Consider the following 24,193-nt stretch of genomic DNA (forward strand, 5'->3'; position numbering starts at 1 on the left):
ATCCGGCACAAGGCTGTCGCTTTTAATTGACGGTTAAGACAGTGTCGCATATATGCGACTGATGCAGTTCGAAGTCACTACGACCGAAGATTTCGACGAATGGTTCGATGGCCTTCGCGATGCGCGCGCCGCGGCAGCAATTAGCCGCAACATCGTGAAATTGTCGGGCGGTCTGTTCGGTAACGTCGAGCCAGTCGGTAACGGCGTCAGCGAATTGAAGGTCGACATTGGTGCAGGCTACCGCGTGTACTTCGTCATGCGGGGCCGGACGATCATCGTGCTGCTGACCGGCGGTGACAAATCGAGCCAGCGGCGTGACATCGCGCGAGCGAAGGAGATGGCCGACGATCTGGAATGAGTCACGACTGTAACGAAGTCTAGTCCAGGAGGGACAGGTAACATGGCGATCAAGACGAAGCCGTTCGATGCGGCCAAGCATTTCCCCGACGATGCATCACAGATCGACGTCATCACCGACGCGCTGGCGAGCGGCCATGCCGGCTACATCGCAGCCGCGCTTGGCACTGTTGCTCGCGCACGCGGTATGACCGCCGTTGCCGGTGATACGGGGCTTAGCCGTCAGGCACTCCACAAGGCGCTAAGCGAGGATGGAAACCCGACGCTAGGCACGGTGATGAAGGTGCTTGATGCGCTTGGCCTGCAGCTAGCTGCGAAAGTGCGCGTTCCAGAGCACGCTTGATCGGGGCACATCATCTCGACCTCGTCGCGCTGGGTGTCGAGCTTACTAAGCGTGGCGATCACAAGGCACTGGTATCTGCAATTCAGCGCGCTGCGGATATCGGCTCGATACGCGACGATCTACGGCAATCCGCTTCGTCGCTCCGGATTATCCGCGAGATGGGCGATCGCGCAATGGATCGGCCCGAGATCTTTGAGGGTGAGGATGACGAGTCCATTATCGTTGGCGCTCTTTTTACCAACGCCGTCATCCTTTACGCGCGCGCCACGTTTGCCAGCGAAAACCGCATGTCGCTCGGGGACGAGATCCTTTCTTCCCCGAACAAGGCTACGCATGACGAAGTGAAAGTGCTGCGAAACACTACGATCGCCCACTTTGGGCTCGGCGAAAGCGCGAAAGAGGGGCCGATCGTCCGCGAAGCCGTCATCCGGAGCTTCAACCAAAAACAATACCGATACGGGGTTTACACAACCCGCGCCCATCACAGGGTGAAGCTAATTCTGCCCCATGCTGGAACGGCTTCTAGACCGCAGCCCCTAGGCATTGACACTGATCCACCAAGCTGGAGAAGGCCCCATGACCAATTCCGACGTGCCTGCCTATCGTGTACAACTGCTACCGGCGCCGATAGTAATCGACGCGAATGGCCTCCCAGTCGCGAATTCCCATGTGGTCGAGATCGTATTTCCAGGGGACTCGATCGATACGACGCTGGGGAAGGTGAACACGATCGTCGGACCGGGAACTGCCAAGATCATCGTTGAGGACGCGACGTACCGCGGCATCAGCCTTTGCTAAATTTGCGCGCTGTGTAGCCTTCGGGCAGGGGAGCCTGCCAACCAAGGAAGCAGTGATACATGGCGAACCGTCTCACGATTGATCAAGACAGCTTGGTCGACAACGACCGCGAAAAGCAGGTCGAGTTTACCGCCGAAATCGACAGCGAGGAACGCGATTTTGCCGTGAAATACGCCGTTTTGCGTGAAGTGAGCGGCGATGAACCAGACAATGACGCCCTGGAACTGTTCGAGCGATTCAGCGATGAAATTCTCGATATCTGCGCCGATCTTGCCGAGCTTCAGCCAACGGCCAATGTGATAACCGTGACAGAAAGTGACCTCGAGTAGCAATCGCTCCGGGGCGCCCTTCGAAGCGCGCCGCTTAAGGCAGCAGTCAGGTCAGGGCTGACATCTTCAAGGCTCATTGAGGATGCCAACTTCGGCATGTTTTTCAGTTCTCTACGGCGTTTGCAGATCGGTCTTATCGTTGCCAGCTTGGCATTCTGCCTGCCTGTGCAGGCTGCATATGCTCGATCACGCGTCTCTGAGATCGTTGTCGATGCTTCAACCGGTACCGTTCTGCTTTCGCAGGCGCCCGACGTAGCGAGGCGACCCGCGTCGCTGACCAAGCTGATGACACTTTATCTCGCATTCGAAGCGCTGGCCGATGGTCGCCTACGGCCAAGTGACCCTTTGCCGATATCTCGCCGTGCGGCGCGCCAGCCGGCGACGCATTTAGGCATAGCCGCAGGTGGAAGGATCACAGTCGGCAGGGCGCTGGATGCTATCGCAGCGATCTCATCGAACGACTTGGCCGTTGCCGTGGCTGAACGCATTGCTGGCAGTGAACCAAAATTTGCCAGACTTATGACGGCAAAGGCACGCCAGCTTGGGATGCGGAACACCCGGTTTGCAAACGCATCCGGGCTGACCAGCGCTGGGAACGTGACGACGGCGAGCGACATCGCGAAGCTTTCGCGCGCCATCGTCAGGCAATTCCCGCGGCAATATTCCCGGTTCAGCAGACGTACGATTCAGTGGCGATCGCGCCGCACTGCCAATCAAAACCATCTGCTCGGTCGGGTTGCGGGCGTCGACGGTATCAAGACCGGGTACACGTCCGACGCCGGCTACAATCTCGCAGCGTCGGCGATGCGTCGAGGTCGGCGTATCGTGGTCGTCGTGCTGGGTGAGACCAGCGTTTCGGCACGTGATGCGCGCGTTGCCAATCTTATTGAACTCGGCTTTACCGGGTCGAGATCGAAGGCGCCCAGAACACGACGGCGCTAGCGTTTCGAACTACGATCGGGGCGTAGTGCCGAACAGCACTATGCACGGCGTATGCTGAACGCCTTGGACTGTGGGAGCTGTTACACTATCGGATGAAATTGGCGGGCAGTTCGCGTCGCTCATGATGACAGGATGTTAGGTGAAGTCCGGACACCGATATCAAGCCTTTGTAGAAGGCTTTGCCTCGACGACACCGTGTTTGCCATTGATGCACGTCACGTTTGGACGCGGTTTTGTCTCAATCTTAGATAATGGCCGGATCGAACCGGGGGAACGCGACCAGGTCCTGGAGCAGGAACTAAGCTTCCACTTCTACGGGCAACCAAGCTACCGACCGAAACCGACCGGCGCATATGGCCGCAGCGTCGGTTCGGCATTGTACTGCTTTGTGCTCGACTTCAACGCGCTGCCTAAGCCTTCTAGCTTACTGCCGTTCGACTCTGGGGGTTATGCAAGCCTGATGAAGGCCCATTGCGACGGTCTTGACCTTACAGACTTCCTTCTCCCTCCCAGCCACGACGCTCCAGGCAAAGTTGTCTCGGCGCTCTTCGGATCTAATTCTAACTATTTCGGCATGAATGTTCGATCTTCTGCTATATCGGAAGTGGCGACCTTCGATCTCCATAGCCAAGGGCTCATACGCTTATACAATACCGATGGCCCGGTTCCCTATGACCAGCGCGCTGGCTCCATCGAAGTGCATTATGACGCGCCAATCACTCTGACGCGCGATAACCTCCTCGGGATTATCGCACCTGACATCATCTGCGAAGAGCCTGAACTAAAGGCCTTCGCCGCGGTACACGATGCCGACCTTATTGATTATAGTTTCGACCATGAAGAGCCTTCAGTTCGCCAGCGGCAGATTCGGGATGCCGCTCAAAAATGGCTCGCGTCAAATAGATATTTTGAGAATATTTTATGATATCGGAGAACTTCCTCTGCATTGGAGCCGTTCACGCTTTGGCGTTGGGTGATATGCTTGTAACCCCGCTTTTTCGATCAAAGAACGGAGATCCATCTCGTCTATATATCCAAAGGACGAGCGGCGATTTTGTCATTGCGTTTGAGGAAGTCTCGATTGAATCAAACGATCTTATAATTCACGTTAATGACGGACGTGATCTAGCGGTTGGTGATCGGCCCCTTTCCGGCTTCTGGTCGCGCGACGATGGACTGGCAATTGGCAATCGCCTCCAAATTATTGGCCACCTTGCGGCATATCTCGCAGTGCTCGACGGTAGGCCGCTCTTGCGCACCCATCTGAATGAATTCGTCGAAAGGCAGGCTTCCGATGCTTTACGCGACTTGGAGGCCGTAAGTTCTGGCAGTCCTACCCATCCGCTTTGGCGACCGGTTAGCGAAGCAGTCGGCAACGTTACCTCCAGTGAGCCTTCGCCTATCATCATAAAGGTTGGTGATGACGCACAAACCGAGGACGTTAATACCGTTGTCACACACGGGGATCAGAATGGTACTTTATTACCACTAGATCAGATCCTGCTCGGTGATTGCATTTCCCAGATGCAGTCGCTGCCGTCAAAGTCAATAGATATGGTATTCGCGGACCCCCCGTATAATCTACAACTTAGCGGTGAACTGTTTCATCCCGAGGGCGCGCTGGTCGATACCGTTTCCGATGAATGGGATAAGTTCGATACCTTCGCCGCATATGATCGTTTTACGAGGGCGTGGTTAAAAGAGGCGCGCCGCGTTCTTAAGGATGACGGTACAATCTGGGTTATTGGCAGTTATCACAATATCTTCCGAGTAGGTGCGGCGGTCCAGGATCTCGGATATTGGATCTTGAATGACATCATGTGGCGCAAGTCTAACCCGATGCCGAACTTTCGAGGAACTCGCTTTACCAACGCGCATGAGACCCTGATCTGGGCATCTAAAGGCGAGAAGGCAAAATACACTTTCAACTACCGTAGCATGAAGACTCTGAACGACGAGTTGCAGATGCGCAGCGACTGGGAATTTCCCACAGTGGACGGCAGCGAGCGGCTTAAGAAAGACGGCATTAAACTACATCCAACCCAGAAGCCTGAAGCGTTGCTATACAGAGTATTGCTAGCATGTACCAAGCCCGGCGACGTAGTGCTTGATCCTTTCTTTGGTACAGGAACTACTGGAGCTGTCGCCAAACGGTTAGGACGTCGGTGGATCGGTATCGATCGTGAGGGCGATTATATCCAGGCTGCGCTTGAACGGATAGAAGCTGCGTTGCCGATCGACGAAATGTCTCTTTCCGCTATGCTAAGTTCGAGGAGCCAACCTAAGGTAGCGTTTGGTGCCCTTGTTGAGGGTGGCTTGATTTCTCCCGGAACGCAGCTCAGCGACAGCGGGCGGCGTTATTTCGCTACGGTCGAACTTGATGGATCCGTCACCGCGGAAGGGCAACGTGGGTCAATCCACAAAATTGGTGCTGCGGTTCAACAGGCCGCTTCGTGCAACGGATGGAGCTTTTGGCATTTCGAAAAAGACGGACGTCGGCAGCCTATTGATGCGCTGCGGCAGGCCTACTTGCTTGCGACGACCCCATGACAGCCTACGGCCACGTGGATCGTTCGGATTGATAATATATCTTATGTTAAATCAATAAGTTAGCGGATATTCGGCATCGATTTTGCAAGGCTTGGTTCCGGCTTTCGCCGGGAGACGTCTCAAGCAGCAACCCAGGCTAGGACCGCATAAAGCGCCGCGCTTCCCACGCCGAGGCCACCTGAGATGGACGACACGGACGTAACTACGACGCCATCGCTCATCGCGATTGATAACGTCAGCCCAACATGGTATATACATGGCATATACAAAGGAGGCGTCGTGACCCAGACATCTGCTAATGTCGACGTGCGTGAAGCCAGGCTGTTTCGCAACAATCGCAGTCAGGCAGTGCGAATTCCCGCCGAGTTCGAATTTTCGGGAAGCCGTGTGCTCATCCATAAGGAAGGCGACAAGCTTATCATCGAACCCGAACCCAAGGCCCGTCTTCTCGACATCCTGAAAGGGCTAACCCCCCTCGCCTCTGAGGATCAGTTTCCAGAGGATCTCGATGCTACGCTGCTTCCGCTTAGGGCCGTCGATCTGTGACCGATTCACGCTACATGCTCGATACCAACATCGTCTCCGATCTCGTTCGAAATCCGCAAGGCGCGGTGTTTGACAAGATCGTCGAGATCGGAAGCGACAATCTGTGTGTCAGCATCATCACCGCGGCCGAACTGCGCTATGGCTGCGCCCGTAAGGGGTCCCCTCGCCTGCTCCAGCAAGTCGAAGCCATTCTGAGCGGGCTCGAGATCCTTCCGCTCGATGTCCCGGCCGACGCCGAATATGGCGGGATCCGCGCCGAGCTTGAAGCCGCTGGCAAACCAATCGGCCCCAACGACCTCCTGATCGCAGCTCACGCCTATGCGCTGGGTGCCACGCTGGTCACCGCTAATGTCGGCGAGTTCACCCATATCCGGGGTCTTCGTGTGGAGAATTGGCTCGTCTGACGCCGACGGCTTCCGCTTACGAAAACGGGGCCGGAACCGATAGCAGCGGTCCCGACCCCGTCGATCGAAGGATCCTCCGTCGAAACGGTGGATAGACTGGCTTAACGCATCTGCGTCGAATCCGGTCCACCACCCTCGATATACGGATCGTCGTCAATTTTCCATGAACGGGCCTTTCGGCCGTTCCACCCGCCATAAGGCACTTCACCCGAAGGACTTCACCCCGAAGGGACATCATCATGACCGTCATTGCACTTTCAGCCCGACGCAGTTCACTGAGTTCACTCGAGAACGCCTACGCCGTGGCTATTCAGCTTCGTGAGAGCACCGGCGTCGACCAGTTTGTGGTCCGCACCGACAATCCCATTCAGCCTTTCCGTGTCTCCCGGTGCCGGCCACATCACCCGGAGAGTCTTCTCGCCCTGGTCGCCTGACCGAGCGACTATCGTCAGCCCTCGGTCGTCACGTTGGCCATGATCTGCGCAGCCGTCAGGCTCTCGCACAACTGGGCGTTCGTGGCGTAGATCACCGCGAGCTTCTGTTCGCGCATCACCATGCACATCCGACCACGACGGTACGTCAGGCTCTGCAACCATGCGAGTTCTGTAATCGCCTGTTCGATAGGCGTGTCGTACAGCAGGTACCAAAGCCGCATCTGGAACGGGCTCTTGTCGCGCAGGATCTCTTCGAGATCCTTGTGCCCCTCGCCACGGCCCATGCCGTTGCTCGTTTCGCTCGCCAGTGCGGTGAACGCTTCCTGCATCTCTGTGATCGCGAAATAGGCAACGTCGAGGCCGATCCCGATCGTGGCGCCTGCCAGCACCCGCCGATCGGTCGATATTTCGGGGTCGCCGTTCTCGTTGGTGCCACTGTTGTTCAGCACGTCATATAGCGGGAGGTCATAGTCGTACCCCCGCATCATATCCTGTACTTTCATCATATCCTCCTTCGGGTGAGGCCTCGGATTTGGCGGGATTGTCATGCGATCGAGCAATGCCCGGTCGCGTGACGAACATTGACAATTCCGCTGCCTGCGGCAATGTCTGTACGTCACGACAAATAAGGTCAAGCTGCCATGCAAACTTTTTCCAGTCGCGACTTCAATCGCGAACCAGGTCGCATCAAGCGGGCCGCGGTTGATGGCGCAGTCATCATCACCGAACGCGGCCGACCAATCATGGCGGTCATGCCCTTTGCCGAATACGAGCGGCTGAAAGCGCCTCCCGGCAACATCCTCGACGCCCTCGACATGGACGAGGTCGGAGACATCGAGGTCGACTTCAGCAGGGCAGCATCGTTCCCGTGTCCGGCGGTCTTCGACTGATGTACTTGCTCGACACCAACGCCCTGTCCGAGCTGCGCAAGCGGCGCAGCGGAAAGATCAGTGCAGCCGTCGAAGCATGGGCCGGTAGCGTCGATCAGGCGGACATGTTCCTTTCGGTCATCACGATCATGGAGATCGAGCTAGGCATCGCACTGCTCGAACGACGCGATACGCGGCAAGCCGGCGTGTTGCGGCTCTGGCTACACGACAAAGTCATGCCCACCTTTGCCGGGCGCATACTCCCCGTCGACACAACGATCGCGCTGCGCTGCGCGCGGCTGCACGTTCCGGACACCAAGAGCGAACGCGACGCCTGGATCGCAGCGACGGGCCTCGTACACGACCTGACGATCGTCACCCGAAATGTCGTCGACTTCGCAGGCACAGATGTTACCCTTTTGGATCCGTGGACCTACCCTCAGTGAAAGCGAGGAGACGATCATGAGATCCATGCACTCGCAAACGGCCCTCGCTTTTGGTGCGGTACTTATCGGGGCCTCGGCATGCCTTCTTCAGGAAGCGATCGACGCCCGTTCCACAAGGTAAACAGGTGTGCTGCATGCGCTTTGTATCGGAGCCATTTTCGCAAATGGCGGGTTGATGCGCATGACCTTATCAACAATCCCCTACGCCCTTGCCGTCGACGATGAACCATTCATCCTTATGGATATAACTGGGATCCTCGAAGACGCGGGTTTCCGCACTTACGAAGCCAGTAGCGGCGATGCCGCGATCGCGATGCTTCCCGAGTACGCCCACACCATCACCCTCCTCTTTTCGGACGTCGACATGCCGGGTGACACCAACGGGTTCGCGCTCGCGCGCCACGTCGCCGAAAACTACCCCTGGATCGAGATCGTCATCGGTAGCGGGCGCGTAAGCCCGGAAACCGGCGACCTTCCGGAGAAGGCGACGTTTCTTTCGAAGCCGTTCAACGCCCAGATGATCCATGGCCATCTTCGCGAAACCCTGCCCGATGGGAAGTTGCCAGAACCGCTCAAGAACGCGGCCTGAGCCGCGTAGGACGGCGTGGTTCAGACGTCGTCGCTCTCGACCGGCGTCGTCACGCCACGCGCTACGAGCGCGGCAGCCAGCTGACGCCTGATGCTCATGCCGTTCAGGTGGCTGAACACGCCCTCATAACCCTCGGCAGTAAGGCGTTCTCGAATGTCTGAAACCGAGCGACAGGCGCCTTCCCTCGCCAGCTGAAATGCTCGTTCAACAGTGCCGATGCGCGTGTCGCTCAATGTCCCTCCGGATAGCCGATCGATCGCGCGAAATGCGGTTGCCGGCTTTCGCCCGGTTAACAACCAAAGTTTATGCGGTTCAAGCCTGTTCGCGGTTGCAAAACGATGCTCGCAGATGCAGCATGGCGACGCCTTTCAGGCATCCTCTCCTAAAAACTATCCGGGCCAGCTCACGCTGGCCCTTTTTTTGTCTGCCGAACGCCACCCAGTGCGCCTGACGGTACCTTCGGCACCGCCTTGGCCTGATGGAATCCAATCCGGCTTGATGTCGCTATCGATGCTTGAGCCGGGCGGCCAACACCCTCGTCTCACGCGCGATCTGCTCTTCCATCATTGGCCAAATATCCCGCGCCGCGGCGCAATAACCCGACCAGTCCGCCTCGATCGACGTCGTCGTCCACTCAGCAATATGCGCGCGCGAAAACATCCGCTTGGTTGCAGTTGCAAAGAGTAACTCGGACAGCTCCGTCCTCAAGCCATCGTCGGCATCTTTAAGTAACGTTGGGACGATCACCTCGCTGACGTACCTGGACCGCGACAGGCTGGACGCCGTCAACTGCTCTCGGGCGACCGCCAGTTCACGGCTATTCGGGTTTTCCTCGCCGCAATGCCGTCTGATTTCGCGAAGGCCAGCCATGATGTCTCGATGATGTCCTTCCAATGTGCCGAGCATCGCTTCCGGATTCATTTTTGCACCCCTCCCCTGCCGGACGATCGTACATCGCGAGGCATCTGCTTTCGTGTTTTCGGCCAGCGTCGCTGTGACGTTCGCCCTTTTCGATAGGCCACTCTAAAGACTTGATTTATGGGCTCAAGCCAAGCTTTTCCCCTACGGAAATGTGATGCTTTCTTGTCGATGGGGCCGTCTCGGATATGGCTTATGGGCGGGGTACAGCCGACTGAAATCTTCGAAGAGTTGAAGGAAAAATAGAAAGGGTTGGGACATCCCGCCCAAGAGGGCGGGACCGTTCAATAGTCGGCAAGAGCCTCCCGGAGCCCCGCGAAGAGCGGGTCTCCGCCCTTCGGGTACAATCACTTGTCGGGCTCCCGGGGCACGATGACAGGGCTCGTGCGCTAGGTTCGCGGATGGCGTGGGGCGGGGATGTCGATCTACCCTGACCTCATGTCTAGGACCATGAGCACCGCAGGCAGCCTTCGGCTGTGGAATCATGCGCTAGGCGCATGATGTGTGCTTTGTGGGCCTGTGTTCTCATCACACCCTTCGCCGTCTCTCAGTGTCTCGGCGTGGCAGACCCGTCCGACGGGGTCGGCGTCAAAGGGGAATTGTCCGCTGGAGCGGACAATGCTTTTATTTGATTTGAAGACGCCTCAACAAGAATACCGGGCCTAAAGGCCCTACGGTTTCCACCGCTAAAGCGGCGGAGCCTCCGTCATTCGTGTTGACCCCGCCAGCCGTGCCTGCCTCTTGAGCCCCTGCGAGGACGGCTCCGGGTGCGATGAGAACAAAGGCCGGGCCTTGCCCATCAGCACGGTAGAAACAGAATTGCTCGCTACCGCGATCAATGCGTCTTTGATTTGTTATTTACGCCGCCTAGTCGGGGGCTTTTTTATGCTCGGACTCACCGTGTACGATGATTGGGCGTCAAGTAATCAATCAGGTTGGTCAAATAGAGTGGAGGGGGTAAAAAGAAGATGCCGGAGGGGAAAGGCCCCAAGCACCGGCAAACAGGGGGATAGGCCCCCGCAACGTGGAGTGAATACTATGAACATCGGTTCTTTCAAGTCGGTCGGCGGTCAGCTTCTCGGTTCGGTCGCAACGGCAACCATCGACCTCGCGCGCCTTGGCCTCCGTCCCGTCGAGAGCACGAACGACAAGGCCCCCGCGTTCGAGATCATGGTTTTGAACGTCGCGAAGCGTTGGGTGCAGATCGGCGCGCTTTGGGAAATGACCAGCAACAGCAGCGGCGAAGTTTTCTATCAGGGCAAGCTAGACGACCCCAGCATCAGCGAACCCCTTCAGATCATGCTTTTCGGCAATAACGAAGAGGGTTTTCGCGTCGTCTGGAACCGCCCGACCACGCGCCGCGAAAATCTGGACGGCACCCGCCAGAACCGCCGCAAGGCATCGGATGACGGTTTCGGCATCGGCAACGCCACCGACAACGGCCAGCTTTCCGAGCCGCTGAACGACGAAATCCCCGCCTTCTAAGACCACCCAAACGGGCGGGGAGAGGGGTGCAACCCTCCCCCGACCCTAGCCGCCTACCCCTGCCAACGGAGTCAGACCAATGACGAAGAAAACGACCTCCCCGCGCCTTACCAGCTTTGCCGACTTGGGCGAAGCCATGAACCGCACCAACGCCACGCCCGCGACCAACAGCGCGTCCGACAACGCGACCGACCCCCGCACGGCAGAGATTGCCGAGAGCATGGCCGAAGACACCGCGACGACCAATTTTCAGGAAGCGTTCGGCGACGTTGGCGCGCTTTCGATCGTCGAAATGGGCGACGAGCGCGCCGAACTCGACATGCCCGAGCCGATCGAGGCGCAGCACGATTGCGCGGCGATCATGGCAACCCTTTTCGACCTGTTCCGCGACACCCGCCTAGAGACCAGCGCACAGGCGATCGCTTGGGGTTTCGTAAACTCGTTTCACTACGAAGCGCAGAAGCTGGAACGCGAGGAAGACACGCTTTGCCGCGACCTTGGCGAGATGACGCGCCGTTATGATCCGTCCGAGATTTACGCCGTCGAAATGGAGGAATTGCAACTCCGCGCGCAGACCAAGACCGAACAGCGCGCCGCTATCGAATGCATGCGCGACTATGCCGCCGACTGCTACCGGGCGCAGTCCGGCCACCCTTGGTCCCCCGCGCGCGGATCGAAGGTTTCCAGCGGAGGCACCGCAAGCCAGATTGCCGCCCTCGATTTCCTGAAGGCCCGCGCGCAGGACCACCGCGAAAAGCGCAACCCCACCGGCCCGCTTGTAGTCTTTTCGGGCGGTCAGGAGTGGCACGACTTCAAACAGCTTTGGGACCGCCTCGACCAGATTAAAGCCCGTATCCCGCACATGACGCTTTGCACCACCGCGCAGCGTAAAGGGTGCGACATGATCGCCGCAGCATGGGCCGCAAGCCGTGGCGTTACCGTGGTTGCCTTCACGCCGCAGACGGGCCGCTATGGCAACCGCGCCGGGTTCGTTCGCAACGAGCAGCTTGTAAAACTAGCCCCCGTTGAAGCCATCGTTTGCCAAGGTTCCGGCCTGCAATCGAACCTGTTGCAGACCTTGAAAGACGCCCGCATCCCAACCCACGCCTTCCGCATCGACGGACAGGCACCGGCACCGACCGCAACCAAGCGGCAGGCAATCGGCTAGCCCTATCCGGGCGGCGCAGCCTAGAGCGCGCCGCCCCTTCCCTTTCCTTGGCAGGAAACACTAGGCCAGCGGCGGGCGAAATCCCCGCGCTGGCCCCTTTTCGTCAGCGTTGCTGTGGGGGGAACCCTACGGTTCCCCCCACGCCAGGCGACCGGCCGCACGACATCCTTGGCACGGCCCCGTCGGGCCGCACCTGGACGCCGCGCAGCCGGTCGCCTTCCCCCCTCCGGTATTGTGCTGCCGCAGCTTTGGAAACATCGCTAACGAGCTGCCCGACCGTCCGGTTTGAGGCTGGCGCGGAACCCGGCTCGCTCGCATCGGGCAGGCCCTTCGGCCTGCCCTTCGCTACGCCTCGGCCGGGGGAGCACCAGTGCGGGCATCGAGCCCGCCCTGGCGCTGCTGCCGCGGGGAAAAATCTATCTCAAGTCGTCTTATTATCCCGGGCGGCGCGACGAGCCTCAAGGGACGGCAGGGTCCCACCATTTTTCTGCGAAAAATCGTTGCCCCCACCGCCGCTAAAGCGGTCGCAAGAGCGATCCCTTGACCCTCGCCGCGCCGCCCTAATCCGGAATGCGTCTTGAAGAAGAAGGAGGACGAAATGCAAGTCGCGTTGTTCAGAGCACTAAGATCGGCTAATATCGACGATGAGGCAGCGGCTAAGGCAGTCGTCGTCGTCGAGGAGCAGATCGACATGGCCGTGGGTCGCGCAATAGAGCCGTTGAAGCAGCAAATCGCAGGTCTTGAGGTACAGCTGGAAAGCGGCCTCAAGGGTATGCAGACCTCAATCGACGGACTTAAATGGTACATCATCGGGCTCGGCTCACTGATGACGGGAGCAATCGCGATCGGGGCTGCGCTCACCGCCTACGCCCAGTTCATCAAATGACCGCGGGAGGGGCTTCGGCTCCTCCCTTCATCGTCTAATACTCACAGGGCCATCCGGGCGATCGGGTGGCCCTTTTCCGTTGCTGATTTCGACGGGCGTGCGGCACCGGCTCGCTCGCTTCGGTACGGCCCCGTCGGGCCTCCCCTGGCTACGCATCGGCCGGTGAAGCGCCGGTGCGGGCATTGAGCCCGTCCCGGCGCTGCTGACGCGGTTTTCCAACATCCGACAGTGTTACCCTGCACGCCTAGCCCGCCTGAGCGCAGCGGCCCTTCGGCCGTGCGCTAACTAGGCGTCCTAGCCTCGACCGTGATGCTCGATCAGAGGCGTCGCGAAACTTCTCCGGAGAGGAGGGAGGGAGGGATGTGCGGTTTCAACGAAGGAGGTCACCATGACCATTACGTTCCGCGTAGAAGACGGCCGCGCCATCCTCGCGCCAATGGCGGCAATCATCACTCCCGACCAGCTCGCATCGCTACGCGATCTGCTTGCCGAACAATCGCTGCGGTTGGGTTTTGCCATGGTGCTTCCGGGCTACGGCGTCACCGGCGATCCATGGTTCGAGTTCGACGCCCGCGTCTGCCATCTGTCGCTCGCGGTCGTCTCGAAATGCTTCGACCACGACCCTTCCGTCATCGCGATTTTGGATGAGGCTCAGTTCCTCGGTCGACGCGTCCGGGTGGCGCAGACTGAACCCACTGGCGATATTACGATGCGCCTGTCTCTGAACCCGGATGCGGCCCCGGAAATAGCTCTCGCAAACCCCCAAGCGCTGGCGCTGTTAGACGGCCTTGGGATCGACCGCATGGTCGCCGGCATGGTGCCGATGACGGAGCTTCGACGGAGGCTGACGGATCCCCGCATCAGGCGTCGGCTCGATTCCAATCCGGACATGGCCGAGAGCATTGAAACGCTGGCGACGATGGCGGCACTCAAACCGATCGAAGGGGAGTACCTGCTGGCGTGGATTTGATCGGTCTGTGTCTATCTAAACCGACCGCAAGGGACGCCCAGCCTACCGGCTGGCGCGTCCCTTTTTTTGCCTGATGCCACCAAGCCGGCTGCGCCTCTCCCCTGTCGAAAAAAGAATGGCCGCACGAGGTAGCAAACCCGTGCGGCCATTGGCGTGGGCCTCGGCCTCGAACCGTCTCAGGCTTTCGCCGTGAGCCGCTTCTCGACCTCGTCCACGCCCAGCGTCTTCACCGCCTCCATCAACCGCTCCAGTCGATCCAGCGGGAGCTTGAGCAACCCTACCTTCTCGACCGTCCCAATAGCCGTATCCCGAAGCTTCCTCAGATGCGCCTTTCGGCGATCTGCCAGCTTGCGTTCCTCGGCCTCGATCGCGGCCATTTCAGCGTCCAGTGACTTCGCCATTTTCTTGCCTTTTGGTCAGGCTGATCGGGCTCTGAACGGTACCGGTATAGCTATCGATTAGGCGAGGGAAAAGCGCCAACCCACGACCAGCTTCTAACATCAAGGAAACCCCGGTGACGATCATCTCAGAACGATCCCAAGACACCACGCCAGAGCAACCAGTTCAACCGTCATTCCGCCGCGAAGGCGGGCCTTTGCCCCGAGGAAAACAGAGATGCCATCATATCGATACGAAGGACCGGGGAGATCAAATCGACACATGGGAATCGGGACTACAGTAGAGCACACCTTACGCAAGCTGCGCTTGCCTTTTTCCGTAGCTTAACAGTGAGTTAGAGAGTCCGAGACAGTGTATACAACGTCTTACAGTTTGTCTTACAACGTAATACGCCTCAAAAAGTGCAGATTTCCGCCGTTTCCTGCGTAAGACACCGTAATACGGCTTATGCCCAAACCAGGATATCGAGCTTGTTGTAGCCGCGTTCCACAGCTATAAGGAACGTCCTCCTAAGGACCCATCAGCCTCTCTGCTAGGAGGCTGGTTACTTGAGTACCTCACGCCCTTATACCCTTCGGGTAGCCGGTGATCTGCGTGCCCGTATAGAGGCAGAAGCAGCCAAACTGGAGTGCTCGCCGTCGGACTTGGTTCGTCGGGCGATCGAACAACATCTTGATGGCCGGAAGCTGCTTGAAGGCAGCGAGCGGCGCCACTTGCGCGTGACCGAATATATGCAGGTCGCGATCGACGCGATTATCCGCGAAAACCACCCGGAATTGCGCGAAACGCTCGTCCTCGAAGCCGACCGTCGCATGAAGCTTCATCATGGCGCGTGATGACCCCAAAGCGCCCCGCCAGGACATCCGTAACAATCGGCGTCCGATCCCCCAGAAGCACCATAGCGCGCGTGGTGAAGCGCCTCGCAATTCGGGCAACTTCACCCGTGGCAGCCAGCTTCTCAATACCCAGGTCCTGATGTGGCTACAGGGTGCCAAAATGCCGATCTACATGTGGCTTGGCATTTTCGTTATCGCGTACTCGACGATCCTCTCGCTCACCCTTGACGAGAACAACGTCCAGCTCATCTCGATGCGCATCCTGTCGGGGCTGTGGGACTGGATATCGTTCGACGAAATGAAGCGCATCAACCTGCGTCTGCCCGACAACAGCGTGCGCCACACCTACATGGGCTACGTGCCTTACGTGCCAGAGGTCATCCTTGCATGGCACAAGGCCGTGAAGGGGTTCATGGGCTCGGTCGCGATTGCCTCGTGCATCACCATCCCGCTGTCGATCTGGTACGTCGATTTCTCGGCCCGTCGCGGCAAGGCGATGATCCAGGAGCGCCATGAGCGCGGCGCCATGCTGGTCGAGCGCGATTTGCTCTATTCCGAGATCGCCGGGCATAACAGAATCGAGTTCGTGAAGGAGGCCGCAAAACTCTTTCCGGACAAGACGCCGGAACAGGTCCTGAAGCTGAAGTTCAAGGCCCGCAAGATAGGCGGGATCCACCACCCCTACACCGTTGCCGGCATCCCGTTTCCACACCGTCTCGAACAGTCACATTTCATGACGCTCGGCACCACCGGTTCCGGTAAAACGACCGTGTTCCGTAAACTCCTTCGGGAGATGCGCGAACGCGAAGATACCGCCGTCGTGTTCGACCTGACCGGGGCCTATGTCGAAGCGTTCTACGACCCGACACGTGACACCATTCTCAACCCGGCCGACGCACGCTGCCCAGCCTGGACGATCTTCAATGACTGCCGAACCTATAGCGAGCTTACCGCAGCCGCTGGAGCCCTGATCCCCTCCGACGGCGGGGCGGCTGACCCGTTCTGGGCACTCGCTGCGCGTACCCTTTTCATCGAGATGTGCATGAAGCTCATCGAGAAGGGGCTGACGTCCAACCAGGCACTTGCCGATAACCTCATGACCGCTGACCTGAAGCTGGTTCACAAGCATCTTGCCAACACCATCGCCGACCCCATTACGGCCCCCGAAGCGGCCAAGATGGCAGAGTCGATCCGCGCGGTTTTCAATACGAACGCGCAAGTCCTGCGCTTCCTGCCCGACGACGGTCCGCAATACTCGATCAAGGACTGGATGACGTCCGAGAAGAAGCCCGGCTCGATCCTATTCATCACCTCAAACTACACAGACCTGGAGATGAACCGGGCACTGCTCACGCTCTGGTCGAACCTCGCCATCCACGCGCTGATGACGATGAAAAAAACCCGTAACCTGCGCACCTGGTTCGTGTTCGACGAACTGGGCGCACTCCACCGCCTTCCGGCTATCGAAGACGGCCTCCAGACCGCCCGTAACTTCGGTGGTGCGATGGTGCTCGGATTGCACTCGTTCGACAAGCTCACGCAGGTCTATGGCGAGGAAAATGCCCGCAACCTGTCGTCGCTCGCACGCACCAAACTGATCCTCGCCGCAGCCGACCTCGACACTGCTGAACAGGGTGCCCGCTACATTGGCAACCGCGAGATCCGGCAGATGGATGAGGGGTATAGCTATGGGTACAACAACACACGCGACGCCTCGACCCTGACCCCCCGTAAACAGATCGAACCGCTGGTCATCCCCGACGACATCATGAACCTTCCGAGCCTGCACGGCTTTGTGAAATTCCCCGATGGCTTCCCTGCTGCACGCATCCGCCTGGAATGGGAACATTACCCGACCGTCGCCGAGGGCTTCATCGAGCGGAAACCGGCTAAGCCGGACGAGCCTGGAAAGGTTGTTCGCGGAGGTGGTGGCAAGCCGCAGGGTGGTGACGACGATGTTGGACGTGGCGATGTGCCCGGTCTGACAGAAGAAGAGGTTGAACCGGCAAACGTGGCCAACACCTTCGCCACCAACATTCTGTCACAGCCGACCGAGAACGAAGTCGACAATTCGCGCGACGCGACAACCGTCGAAGCCACCGCCAGAACCGAACCGCAGGTACCACTTCAGGACATGCGTGAGCGTTCCGGCGATGACGATCGAAAGGACCGCGAACGGTCACTGGAGGGTAAGTCCGTCCAGGCGCGCAGTGAGGACCAGCAGCGGCAGAAAGACGATCCTACGCTGGCCGGAGAACGGCCGGAGGACCTGTCGATCCGGGAGGCGCGCGATGCCTTCCCTGATGACGGATATGGGATGTAACGATGCACTCGATCGCATCCGTCAGATCGGCATCCGGCGCCGCAAAATACTTCACCAAGGACGACTTCGTCAGCGGCGAATATTACACCGATGAGAAGGCCGGTGACGTCAGCATGTGGGGCGGTGAAGGGGCTGCCGCAGCTGGCCTTACCGGCACCGTTTCGCAGGAGGCATTTGCCAAGGCGCTCAATGGCGAGCTCCCCTCTGGCGAGCGCGTCGTAGATGATAAGGGTTCGCGACGGCCAGGCTACGACCTGACCTTCTCGGCACCGAAATCCGTGTCGGTTATGGCGTATATTGCCGGCGACAAACGCATTCTTGGACCTGACGGCGCACAGACCAAGGCAGTCCAACAGACAATGGCATGGGTCGAAAAGAACCTAGCTGAAACGCGCGTGACGAAAGACGGGAAAACCGAGGCGGTTAAAACGGGCAATCTGGTCTACGCCCTTTTCCAGCACGATACGAGCCGAGCACTAGATCCGCAGGCACATATCCACGCCATCGTCGCCAACATGACAAGGGGGCCGGACGGCAAACTCCATGCCCTTCATGCAGACCGAATATGGTCAAGCAACAGCGTGATCGGCTCGATCTATCATAGCTTCCTGCGCGATGAGCTGGAGAAGCTTGGCTACCAGGTGCAGATGACCGGCAAGCACGGGACGTTCGAAATTGCCGGCGTTCCGAAAGCGGTATTGGAGACGTTCAGCCAGCGCCGTGAACAGATCATGGAGAAAGCGGCTGAGCTGGGCATTGTCTCGCCGGAAGGCCGTAACAAAATCACCGTAAATACGCGTGATCCCAAGCTGAATGTCGAAGACCGCGACGGCCTCGTGCTCGACTGGATGAAGAAGGCCGCAGAGCAAGGGTTTGACGGCAAGAAGCTGCTCGAAGGAGCGTTACAGAACGCCGCAAAGCTGGAGCAACGCGAGAATGCTGGCACGATCGGGCGCAGCTACACCGTAATCGCGGACGCCGTGAAAGTCGCGATGGATACGGTGTCGGGCTTGCTCCGGTCACCGGACCCGCTGGTCGACCGCGGCTTTGTACGCCTGGCGCAGTCAACGGGGCAGGCCAACGCGCAGCTTGCTGTCGCATCCGCGGTCCGTAGTCTCAATCAGCGGGAAGCGGCGTTCGACAAAGACAAGGTCGCCAAAAAGGCGCTCGACTTCGGACTCAAGGCCGTCACGATCGACCATGTCGAGGCGAGGGTCGAGCAGCTCATTGAGAAGGGAAAACTTCTCGCCGGGCAGATTACCCACCAAGGTCAGAAAGTCGATGCGCTCACGACGCCCGAAGCGCTTCGGACCGAGGAGAGCATCCTTGCGCGGGTCCAGGCGGGGAGAGACGCGGGTGCCCCAATCGTGGCACCCTCGGAAGCGCCAGATCGGCTGCAGGCCGCCTCCCCTCACCCTCTGAACGAAGGCCAGCTCGCAGCCGCAACGTTGATCGTATCGACCTCCGACCGCATCGTAGCGGTCCAGGGCATCGCCGGTGCCGGTAAGTCGACGATGCTGCAGGCCGTTGCCCGCGTCGTTGAGGGAGAAGGCAAATCCATCCTGGGCCTCGCCTTTCAGAATAAGATGGTCGCCGACATGAAGGAAGGGATGGCACGCCCTGACGCCAGTCCTAGCCGCGAAATGTCGGTCGACCAGATGCAGGATTCAGGCGTTAAAGCCGAGACGATCGCCCACTTCATCTGGCACAACGAAAAGCACGTCACCAACCCGAACACGCCCGATGCGCAGGCACGCCGTGACGAATTAAAGGACACGGTCATCGTCGTCGACGAGACGTCGATGGTGTCGAACCGCGACATGCTCAAAATGCTGACGATCGCTAAAGCGCTCGGCATCGAAAAGATCGCACTGATCGGCGATCGCCAGCAGCTCCTCCCAATCGATGCCGGCAAGGCCTTTGCCATGATGCAGGCCGACAAGATCGGCATGGCCCGCATGGATGACAACCTTCGCCAGCAGACTGACCAACTGCGCACGGTCGCGGCGCTGGCCAACATTGGCAAGGCTGGTCAGGCCATGAAGGTGCTTGGCGACAAAGTCGTCGAGCATGAGGATCCATCGGCGCACGCGTCCGACCTGTGGCTGGCCCTGTCGCAGGATGAACGTGCCAACACGGCCATTTTCGCGTCCGGCCGCGAGACCCGCGCGGCGATCAATCAGGCGGTGCAAAAAGGCCTGAAGGACGAGGGCACGCTCAAAGGTGACGGGCTATACATCGCGGTCATCCAGAACGTGAACATCGAGCGCGAGGACCTGCGCTACGCCAAAACCTACGAGAAGGGGCAGCGGCTGGAGATCAAGGGGTCGGTGCCGGAGCTCAAAATCGAACGCGGCGTAGCCGAGGTCCGGCGAACCTTTGCCAACGGCAAGGTCGAAATCGTCAAAAACGGTAAATCGATCAAGTTCAGTCCTCAGAAGATCGATCCGATGATCGACAAGGATCGTATGTCGCTCGCGACGATCGAGACAATCCAGATTCACGAAGGCGACCGGATTCGGTGGACTGATAACGACAAGGAGCGCGGCATCTACAATGCCTCGCTGGCCACGATCGCCGGCATTGAGAACGGCAAGGTCACGGTCGAACTGGCGAACAAGGACCAGGTCACGCTCGAGAAGAACGACCCGATAATGCAGCGGATGGACCTCGCCTACGCGCTCAACATGCACATGGCGCAGGGCATCACCGTCAACAGAGCCATCACGGTGATGCAGAGCTTCGAGCGCAATCTGTCGAACCAGCGACTTTTCAACGTAGGCGTCACCCGCATTCGCCTCGACCTGACCATGGTCGTTGACAACCAGCAGAAGCTCGAGCTGCAGCTGGATAAGAACCCCGGCGACAAAACCTCATCGCTAGAAAGCCTCGGCCGCGTCGATATCGATGGTGCTGCCGTACAGACCAAAGCGGCTGACGATGCGCTCACCAAAGCAATGGAGAGCCTCGACGAGGCGAGCAGCGAGAAGATCCTGATCGATCCCGCCAGCCTCGACATGACGGACCTGCCGCCAATGGGCGCGTCGACCACTGACTATTCCGACATCAAAAACCTCGATGGGGAGATGCCGTCGCTCAAGGACGGCCAGGATGCCGATCGGCGTGATGTTCAGGCCGATCGCAAGGACGACGAGCTCGGCATACCTCCACTCGACATGGACGACCTTAGCGCCCTGCCCGCGCTGCTCAAGTCTGGCGAACAGATCCGCGGCCTTCCTGAAAAAAACCGCAGCCTGGATATGTGACGATGAATAACTCGCCCACGACGGTGATCCTATGCGGCACGAACGAGACCATTCCATCCGACATCCTCGACCTCCTTTTGACGCAAGCGCGGAGGGGGTGCGGACGTTTGATGGTCGTTGACGAAGGTAGCCAACTTGCACGTCTTCACGCCGCCCAGGATACGGATTTCCTGCTCGACCCGGCCATCGGCAACTGGGACTTCTTTGCCGATCACCTGACACAGCATGAAATCGCATACGCAGCCGAGGCGATCCTGCGATCAGACGGAGTAGCGCCGGAAATCTACAACGCTGTTAGTTGCGTACTCGCCGATATGCTTTGGGAGGTAGCGGCGAAACCCGGTGCTGGGCTGCGGGACGTTCCGGAGAGAGTTCGTGCTTTCGGGTATGAATCGATGGCGAACGCGATGCGCCTGGATCTCGACACCGCAACGGACACGCGGGCAGGCTGGACGGCATTGGCGCGCCTTCAAGAGGACGCCGGACGGTTTGCCGCCGGCACGTCGTCAACCCCAACGTCTATCCGCCGCTGGCTGACCACAAGCCCGAGATCGGTGCTGTTCCTGACGGCCGGCGCCGCGGTCAACGACGGTGCCTGTCGCTCTGTCCAGGCCGCCATCGATTGCGTCGCACGGCTCGAGGTAAACGCCGGGCGGGAAGTTCAAATCGTGCAAATCCATTCCGCGAGCGTCTTCCGGCACGCGGTTGCGAGACGTGTCACCGCCGTCGGTGCCTTGGCAGGCCCGGACCGAAGGCCGTTGCTGAAGGTCAAGATTCTAAAAGGGGAATGAGTAGATGATCGTAAAACCGTCGACCAAAGCTGACGAATGCGCAGCAATAGCCGCATTCATGGCAAACCCAGACTTCGACCGCCTTCCAGAGCGGGCGCGCAAGGAGACGATGAACCGCCAGCGCGGGCTAAATGGTGAGCGATCGACCGCGCATATCCTCGATCGTCACTTCCATAATGCGCCCAATCACGCGCTTTTGCACGATCTGCGGCTTCCTGACGGTATCGGCGGGTTCGCTCAGTTCGATCATGTCATCCTGTCACGTCTGTCGCGCACCGCGGCGGTTGTCGAGGTGAAGAACTATCGTGGCAGGCCCTCTAAGAACGAGCATAATGAATGGCACGTCTGGTATGAGGGACGGCGACGGCCGATCGACATCCCCAATCCGCTGGCTCAGGCACAACGCCAAAGGGAGGTTCTTAGGGTCTGGCTGAAAGAACGTCGGCACGACGTTGCGTTCGAGACGATTAGTGCCTTCGTCATCATTCCTCCGGACTGTTCGATCGACCGCTCGAAGGTCGGCGCCGACGTGCCGATCTACAAAGCAGACAACTTCATTGCAGAATGGACGGAATTTGGCGGGATAACTGCGATTGGCCGGCTGTTCTCGACTGGCGTATCAGTGAAGACGCTGTTGGCGATTGGCAGTCAGCTCGCAGGAGACCACCAGCCTGATCCCCGCGGCCTCGAAGAAATGATCGGCTTGCGATCGTCGAAGATCAAGCCGGCTGTGGTTGTCGACAACGAGGAAGACGGAGCCGACGACGAGACAAAGCCTGACGTCACGCAGCAGGGCGACATCCAGGCCGGGGCAAGCGCAGAGAAGGCCTCCCCTGTCGTCGCCTCAAGCGAGCCTAAGGCAACCGTGGTCACGAGCGATACCGCGCTGAGCACCATAGCCGCTGAGGGCAAGGCATCGGACAAGATTGAGATCGTGCCTGGTATATACGAGCGCGTACTGCCTGACGGCAGCGTCGCCTTCCTCGCCGGTAGGGATGAAGCAGCGGGTGTTTGTCTGAAGCTGGCTTGCGAGGGCCTCGCCCGGTGGAACCCGCGCTATCGCAACTGGCTGAGCGATGCGAGCAAAGCTCCAATCATCCGAGACGCCCTTATCACAACACATCGGGAACAGCGGGAGGTGAGTCATGGGGTCGGCTGACCGCGACTATATGCGAGCCCCACCCAGGCAACGTGGCCGTACAACCCGCCTCGATGCCGCGCCGACCGACGGTGTAATCTGGGGGGCGACGGTCGATCCCTCGCTTGAAGCCACACCGCGACACCGCCATCGCCGGCTGATGGCGCTGACATTCTGGATCGTCGGCGGGACTGCGGTCTTTACGGCCCTGTGGGCGATCGCCTGCGCGATGATCGGAGCGCAATGGCACGGCCAGGGCGCCACCTTCACGCCGCACACTACGCAAAGCGATTCACGTACCGGGGGGAGTGATCATGCAGCACGCTGAAAGTGAACCGTCCTCGGCCGAGCTGCTCACACCCGATGCGCTGTCCGACACGGACTTGGCGGACAGCTTCCGGACTCAGTCATTCCACCTGATGCAAACGCATCCCATCGCCGCTGCGCATCTGGTGCTGGCTGCCGCTTCGATCGCGCCCACCTGCGCGGCCGAGCAAGACGTCGCTGACGAGTTTTCGTTCGTCGTCGTCGATTTCGCCCAGCAACTCGGTGTTCTCCACCGCCGTGCCGTCAACCGGCGGGCACAGGAAAATGCGGGGACTGGTCATGGGCATTGATGACCGCGACTATATGCGCGAACGCTATCGGGACCGTCAGGGAAAGGCCGCCGGAAAAACAATCTGGAACGATCGCAAAGCAAGGGTCGAGCATCCGCACGACAAACAAGGAAAAGCGGTACCGCTTGGCAGCGCGAGTTGGATCGGAGGCGGTGGCAACGGCAGCGGAGTTGGCCCTGGCTGGTTCGATACAGCCAATCGTGGATTCGAGTATCAAAAGAACCGGCGTCGTCCGAAACGACATGATCGGACGCACCCAGCGCGAAAATGGATATTCCTCCTATGCGCGATGCCCATCTTGATTCCCGCCTACCGTGAGGCAAAACGCTCCGGCTTGTTTCCCGATCGCGTGGCTGAACTGCCCTTCCCAGCGTCCGGAACCGTCACAGTCAATGATAGCGTTGATCCAAAGACAGCGACGTCAAAAATTGGGGTGGCAGCGGCAGATGCCAATGTTGTCGTACAGCTGTTTGATCCGGAGACCGACGTGCACGTCATCTCCGTCTATGTGAGCCGTAACGACGATGTATCCGTACCGGTGCCACCCGGCACGTACCGGATGAAAATTATTGAAGGGGACAAATGGCACAGTCCGATGAAGTGGTTCGGTACATCGACCACCTACGAGACTGTAGTGCAACCGATGGTCTTCGCACGGCGAGCCAGTCGAATGATCGACTTACATCGGTCGCCGGTGACCTGCTCCCCGTTTTCAGGCCGCTGATAACTTAGCTTCGGTGTCCATATGCCCCTGGCGGGGGCGGTTCGTAAACTCAGCGGGTGCCATCC

Annotated in this window: 29 protein-coding genes and 1 pseudogene; 25 read left to right on the forward strand and 5 right to left on the reverse strand. The window is 59.1% G+C overall.

The window, feature by feature from the left end; translation table 11 throughout:
• Positions 1-61 precede the first annotated feature (61 nt).
• Positions 62-358, forward strand: coding sequence for a type II toxin-antitoxin system RelE/ParE family toxin (locus tag C8J43_RS21000; protein WP_133032511.1), 297 nt, complete (start codon positions 62-64; stop codon positions 356-358).
• A 42-nt stretch (positions 359-400) separates the two neighbouring features.
• Positions 401-700, forward strand: a complete 300-nt coding sequence (locus tag C8J43_RS21005) for an addiction module antidote protein (protein ID WP_133032512.1) — start codon at positions 401-403, stop codon at positions 698-700.
• A gap of 119 nt (positions 701-819) precedes the next feature.
• Here the strand turns inward: C8J43_RS21005 and C8J43_RS21010 are convergent, their stop codons facing one another.
• Positions 820-1,143 (reverse strand): hypothetical protein, encoded by a 324-nt coding sequence (locus C8J43_RS21010; RefSeq protein WP_133032513.1) that lies wholly within the window; start codon positions 1,141-1,143, stop codon positions 820-822.
• Positions 1,144-1,276: 133 nt separating this feature from the next.
• On the opposite strand from C8J43_RS21010, the gene C8J43_RS21015 reads away from it, so the two are divergent.
• The 8 genes and pseudogenes from C8J43_RS21015 (at position 1,277) to C8J43_RS21050 (ending at position 6,703) form a co-directional block, all read left to right on the forward strand.
• On the forward strand, positions 1,277-1,498 hold the full coding sequence (locus tag C8J43_RS21015) for a hypothetical protein (protein ID WP_133032514.1): 222 nt from the start codon (positions 1,277-1,279) through the stop codon (positions 1,496-1,498).
• Positions 1,499-1,557: 59 nt separating this feature from the next.
• Entirely contained in the window at positions 1,558-1,827 is a 270-nt protein-coding gene (locus C8J43_RS21020) for a DUF1488 family protein (RefSeq protein ID WP_133032515.1), read from the forward strand.
• A gap of 96 nt (positions 1,828-1,923) precedes the next feature.
• Entirely contained in the window at positions 1,924-2,769 is an 846-nt protein-coding gene (locus C8J43_RS21025; RefSeq protein WP_133032516.1) for a D-alanyl-D-alanine carboxypeptidase family protein, read from the forward strand.
• 139 nt (positions 2,770-2,908) lie between these two features.
• A complete protein-coding gene (locus C8J43_RS21030) occupies positions 2,909-3,694 on the forward strand; it encodes a hypothetical protein (RefSeq protein WP_133032517.1) in 786 nt (261 codons plus the stop codon).
• 557 nt (positions 3,695-4,251) lie between these two features.
• A pseudogene (locus C8J43_RS21035) lies at positions 4,252-5,319 on the forward strand (site-specific DNA-methyltransferase); the annotation flags it as partial.
• A 279-nt stretch (positions 5,320-5,598) separates the two neighbouring features.
• Complete coding sequence (locus C8J43_RS21040; protein ID WP_243645721.1) at positions 5,599-5,865, forward strand: antitoxin; 267 nt, start codon at positions 5,599-5,601, stop codon at positions 5,863-5,865.
• A gap of 14 nt (positions 5,866-5,879) precedes the next feature.
• Positions 5,880-6,269, forward strand: a complete 390-nt coding sequence (locus C8J43_RS21045; protein WP_133032519.1) for a type II toxin-antitoxin system VapC family toxin — start codon at positions 5,880-5,882, stop codon at positions 6,267-6,269.
• Between the two features lie 239 nt (positions 6,270-6,508).
• Positions 6,509-6,703 carry a hypothetical protein gene (locus C8J43_RS21050; RefSeq protein WP_081874273.1) on the forward strand — a complete coding sequence of 65 codons (195 nt, stop codon included), beginning with the start codon at positions 6,509-6,511 and terminating at the stop codon, positions 6,701-6,703.
• Between the two features lie 14 nt (positions 6,704-6,717).
• On the opposite strand, the gene C8J43_RS21055 is transcribed toward C8J43_RS21050, so the two are convergent.
• Positions 6,718-7,206: a hypothetical protein gene (locus tag C8J43_RS21055; protein WP_132833849.1), complete on the reverse strand. Its 489-nt coding sequence runs from the start codon at positions 7,204-7,206 to the stop codon at positions 6,718-6,720.
• A 138-nt stretch (positions 7,207-7,344) separates the two neighbouring features.
• On the opposite strand from C8J43_RS21055, the gene C8J43_RS21060 reads away from it, so the two are divergent.
• From C8J43_RS21060 to C8J43_RS21070, 3 genes are all read left to right on the forward strand, one after another.
• On the forward strand, positions 7,345-7,593 hold the full coding sequence (locus C8J43_RS21060; protein ID WP_133032520.1) for a type II toxin-antitoxin system Phd/YefM family antitoxin: 249 nt from the start codon (positions 7,345-7,347) through the stop codon (positions 7,591-7,593).
• Positions 7,593-8,018 (forward strand): type II toxin-antitoxin system VapC family toxin, encoded by a 426-nt coding sequence (locus C8J43_RS21065; RefSeq protein WP_133032521.1) that lies wholly within the window; start codon positions 7,593-7,595, stop codon positions 8,016-8,018. The genes C8J43_RS21060 and C8J43_RS21065 overlap by 1 nt, the downstream gene beginning before the upstream one ends.
• A 127-nt stretch (positions 8,019-8,145) precedes the next feature.
• Positions 8,146-8,607 (forward strand): response regulator, encoded by a 462-nt coding sequence (locus C8J43_RS21070; protein WP_243645722.1) that lies wholly within the window; start codon positions 8,146-8,148, stop codon positions 8,605-8,607.
• Positions 8,608-8,627: 20 nt separating this feature from the next.
• Here C8J43_RS21070 and C8J43_RS21075 read toward each other — a convergent pair whose 3' ends face one another.
• The gene (locus C8J43_RS21075; protein ID WP_133032522.1) at positions 8,628-8,840 is read right to left on the reverse strand and encodes a hypothetical protein; all 213 of its coding nucleotides are present in this window, start codon (positions 8,838-8,840) and stop codon (positions 8,628-8,630) included.
• 271 nt (positions 8,841-9,111) lie between these two features.
• Positions 9,112-9,528 (reverse strand): hypothetical protein, encoded by a 417-nt coding sequence (locus C8J43_RS21080; protein ID WP_133032523.1) that lies wholly within the window; start codon positions 9,526-9,528, stop codon positions 9,112-9,114.
• 789 nt (positions 9,529-10,317) lie between these two features.
• Between C8J43_RS21080 and C8J43_RS22470 the strand changes: the two genes are divergently transcribed.
• The 4 genes from C8J43_RS22470 (at position 10,318) to C8J43_RS21100 (ending at position 14,034) form a co-directional block, all read left to right on the forward strand.
• Positions 10,318-11,010 carry a DUF736 domain-containing protein gene (locus tag C8J43_RS22470; RefSeq protein ID WP_243645723.1) on the forward strand — a complete coding sequence of 231 codons (693 nt, stop codon included), beginning with the start codon at positions 10,318-10,320 and terminating at the stop codon, positions 11,008-11,010.
• A 79-nt stretch (positions 11,011-11,089) separates the two neighbouring features.
• Entirely contained in the window at positions 11,090-12,178 is a 1,089-nt protein-coding gene (locus tag C8J43_RS21090) for a DUF2493 domain-containing protein (RefSeq protein WP_133032524.1), read from the forward strand.
• Between the two features lie 577 nt (positions 12,179-12,755).
• Positions 12,756-13,064, forward strand: a complete 309-nt coding sequence (locus C8J43_RS21095; RefSeq protein ID WP_133032525.1) for a hypothetical protein — start codon at positions 12,756-12,758, stop codon at positions 13,062-13,064.
• A gap of 388 nt (positions 13,065-13,452) precedes the next feature.
• The gene (locus tag C8J43_RS21100) at positions 13,453-14,034 is read left to right on the forward strand and encodes a hypothetical protein (protein WP_133032526.1); all 582 of its coding nucleotides are present in this window, start codon (positions 13,453-13,455) and stop codon (positions 14,032-14,034) included.
• 176 nt (positions 14,035-14,210) lie between these two features.
• On the opposite strand, the gene C8J43_RS21105 is transcribed toward C8J43_RS21100, so the two are convergent.
• Positions 14,211-14,435 (reverse strand): hypothetical protein, encoded by a 225-nt coding sequence (locus C8J43_RS21105; RefSeq protein ID WP_093400787.1) that lies wholly within the window; start codon positions 14,433-14,435, stop codon positions 14,211-14,213.
• Positions 14,436-14,981: 546 nt separating this feature from the next.
• On the opposite strand from C8J43_RS21105, the gene C8J43_RS21110 reads away from it, so the two are divergent.
• The 8 genes from C8J43_RS21110 to C8J43_RS21140 all read left to right on the forward strand — a co-directional run bounded on the left by C8J43_RS21110 (position 14,982) and on the right by C8J43_RS21140 (position 24,128).
• Complete coding sequence (locus tag C8J43_RS21110) at positions 14,982-15,269, forward strand: hypothetical protein (RefSeq protein WP_133032527.1); 288 nt, start codon at positions 14,982-14,984, stop codon at positions 15,267-15,269.
• Positions 15,259-17,592 (forward strand): type IV secretion system DNA-binding domain-containing protein, encoded by a 2,334-nt coding sequence (locus C8J43_RS21115; protein WP_133032528.1) that lies wholly within the window; start codon positions 15,259-15,261, stop codon positions 17,590-17,592. Before C8J43_RS21110 ends, C8J43_RS21115 begins: the two co-directional genes overlap by 11 nt.
• A 2-nt stretch (positions 17,593-17,594) precedes the next feature.
• On the forward strand, positions 17,595-20,858 hold the full coding sequence (gene mobF, locus C8J43_RS21120; protein ID WP_133032529.1) for a MobF family relaxase: 3,264 nt from the start codon (positions 17,595-17,597) through the stop codon (positions 20,856-20,858).
• 2 nt (positions 20,859-20,860) lie between these two features.
• Positions 20,861-21,649 (forward strand): type IV secretion system DNA-binding domain-containing protein, encoded by a 789-nt coding sequence (locus C8J43_RS21125; protein ID WP_133032530.1) that lies wholly within the window; start codon positions 20,861-20,863, stop codon positions 21,647-21,649.
• Positions 21,650-21,653: 4 nt separating this feature from the next.
• The gene (locus C8J43_RS21130; protein ID WP_133032531.1) at positions 21,654-22,808 is read left to right on the forward strand and encodes a nuclease-related domain-containing protein; all 1,155 of its coding nucleotides are present in this window, start codon (positions 21,654-21,656) and stop codon (positions 22,806-22,808) included.
• A gap of 139 nt (positions 22,809-22,947) precedes the next feature.
• Complete coding sequence (locus C8J43_RS22090; RefSeq protein ID WP_165899726.1) at positions 22,948-23,115, forward strand: hypothetical protein; 168 nt, start codon at positions 22,948-22,950, stop codon at positions 23,113-23,115.
• Positions 23,102-23,404 (forward strand): hypothetical protein, encoded by a 303-nt coding sequence (locus C8J43_RS21135; RefSeq protein WP_133032532.1) that lies wholly within the window; start codon positions 23,102-23,104, stop codon positions 23,402-23,404. The genes C8J43_RS22090 and C8J43_RS21135 overlap by 14 nt, the downstream gene beginning before the upstream one ends.
• Complete coding sequence (locus tag C8J43_RS21140) at positions 23,394-24,128, forward strand: hypothetical protein (protein ID WP_133032533.1); 735 nt, start codon at positions 23,394-23,396, stop codon at positions 24,126-24,128. The genes C8J43_RS21135 and C8J43_RS21140 overlap by 11 nt, the downstream gene beginning before the upstream one ends.
• Positions 24,129-24,193 lie beyond the last annotated feature (65 nt).

The organism is Sphingomonas sp. PP-CE-1G-424 (genome assembly GCF_004341085.1).
GTDB lineage: Bacteria > Pseudomonadota > Alphaproteobacteria > Sphingomonadales > Sphingomonadaceae > Sphingomonas.

Excerpts from the sequence above, each read along its gene's own strand:
- C8J43_RS21000 (WP_133032511.1), top strand. The coding sequence starts at position 62 with ATGCAGTTCGAAGTCACTACGACCGAAGATTTCGACGAATGGTTCGAT.
- C8J43_RS21005 (WP_133032512.1), top strand. The coding sequence starts at position 401 with ATGGCGATCAAGACGAAGCCGTTCGATGCGGCCAAGCATTTCCCCGAC.
- C8J43_RS21015 (WP_133032514.1), top strand. The coding sequence starts at position 1,277 with ATGACCAATTCCGACGTGCCTGCCTATCGTGTACAACTGCTACCGGCG.
- C8J43_RS21020 (WP_133032515.1), top strand. The coding sequence starts at position 1,558 with ATGGCGAACCGTCTCACGATTGATCAAGACAGCTTGGTCGACAACGAC.
- C8J43_RS21025 (WP_133032516.1), top strand. The coding sequence starts at position 1,924 with ATGTTTTTCAGTTCTCTACGGCGTTTGCAGATCGGTCTTATCGTTGCC.
- C8J43_RS21045 (WP_133032519.1), top strand. The coding sequence starts at position 5,880 with ATGCTCGATACCAACATCGTCTCCGATCTCGTTCGAAATCCGCAAGGC.
- C8J43_RS21050 (WP_081874273.1), top strand. The coding sequence starts at position 6,509 with ATGACCGTCATTGCACTTTCAGCCCGACGCAGTTCACTGAGTTCACTC.
- C8J43_RS21055 (WP_132833849.1), bottom strand. The coding sequence starts at position 7,206 with ATGAAAGTACAGGATATGATGCGGGGGTACGACTATGACCTCCCGCTA.
- C8J43_RS21060 (WP_133032520.1), top strand. The coding sequence starts at position 7,345 with ATGCAAACTTTTTCCAGTCGCGACTTCAATCGCGAACCAGGTCGCATC.
- C8J43_RS21065 (WP_133032521.1), top strand. The coding sequence starts at position 7,593 with ATGTACTTGCTCGACACCAACGCCCTGTCCGAGCTGCGCAAGCGGCGC.
- C8J43_RS21080 (WP_133032523.1), bottom strand. The coding sequence starts at position 9,528 with ATGAATCCGGAAGCGATGCTCGGCACATTGGAAGGACATCATCGAGAC.
- C8J43_RS21090 (WP_133032524.1), top strand. The coding sequence starts at position 11,090 with ATGACGAAGAAAACGACCTCCCCGCGCCTTACCAGCTTTGCCGACTTG.
- C8J43_RS21100 (WP_133032526.1), top strand. The coding sequence starts at position 13,453 with ATGACCATTACGTTCCGCGTAGAAGACGGCCGCGCCATCCTCGCGCCA.
- C8J43_RS21105 (WP_093400787.1), bottom strand. The coding sequence starts at position 14,435 with ATGGCGAAGTCACTGGACGCTGAAATGGCCGCGATCGAGGCCGAGGAA.
- C8J43_RS21115 (WP_133032528.1), top strand. The coding sequence starts at position 15,259 with ATGGCGCGTGATGACCCCAAAGCGCCCCGCCAGGACATCCGTAACAAT.
- mobF (WP_133032529.1), top strand. The coding sequence starts at position 17,595 with ATGCACTCGATCGCATCCGTCAGATCGGCATCCGGCGCCGCAAAATAC.
- C8J43_RS21125 (WP_133032530.1), top strand. The coding sequence starts at position 20,861 with ATGAATAACTCGCCCACGACGGTGATCCTATGCGGCACGAACGAGACC.
- C8J43_RS21130 (WP_133032531.1), top strand. The coding sequence starts at position 21,654 with ATGATCGTAAAACCGTCGACCAAAGCTGACGAATGCGCAGCAATAGCC.
- C8J43_RS22090 (WP_165899726.1), top strand. The coding sequence starts at position 22,948 with ATGGCGCTGACATTCTGGATCGTCGGCGGGACTGCGGTCTTTACGGCC.
- C8J43_RS21135 (WP_133032532.1), top strand. The coding sequence starts at position 23,102 with ATGCAGCACGCTGAAAGTGAACCGTCCTCGGCCGAGCTGCTCACACCC.
- C8J43_RS21140 (WP_133032533.1), top strand. The coding sequence starts at position 23,394 with ATGGGCATTGATGACCGCGACTATATGCGCGAACGCTATCGGGACCGT.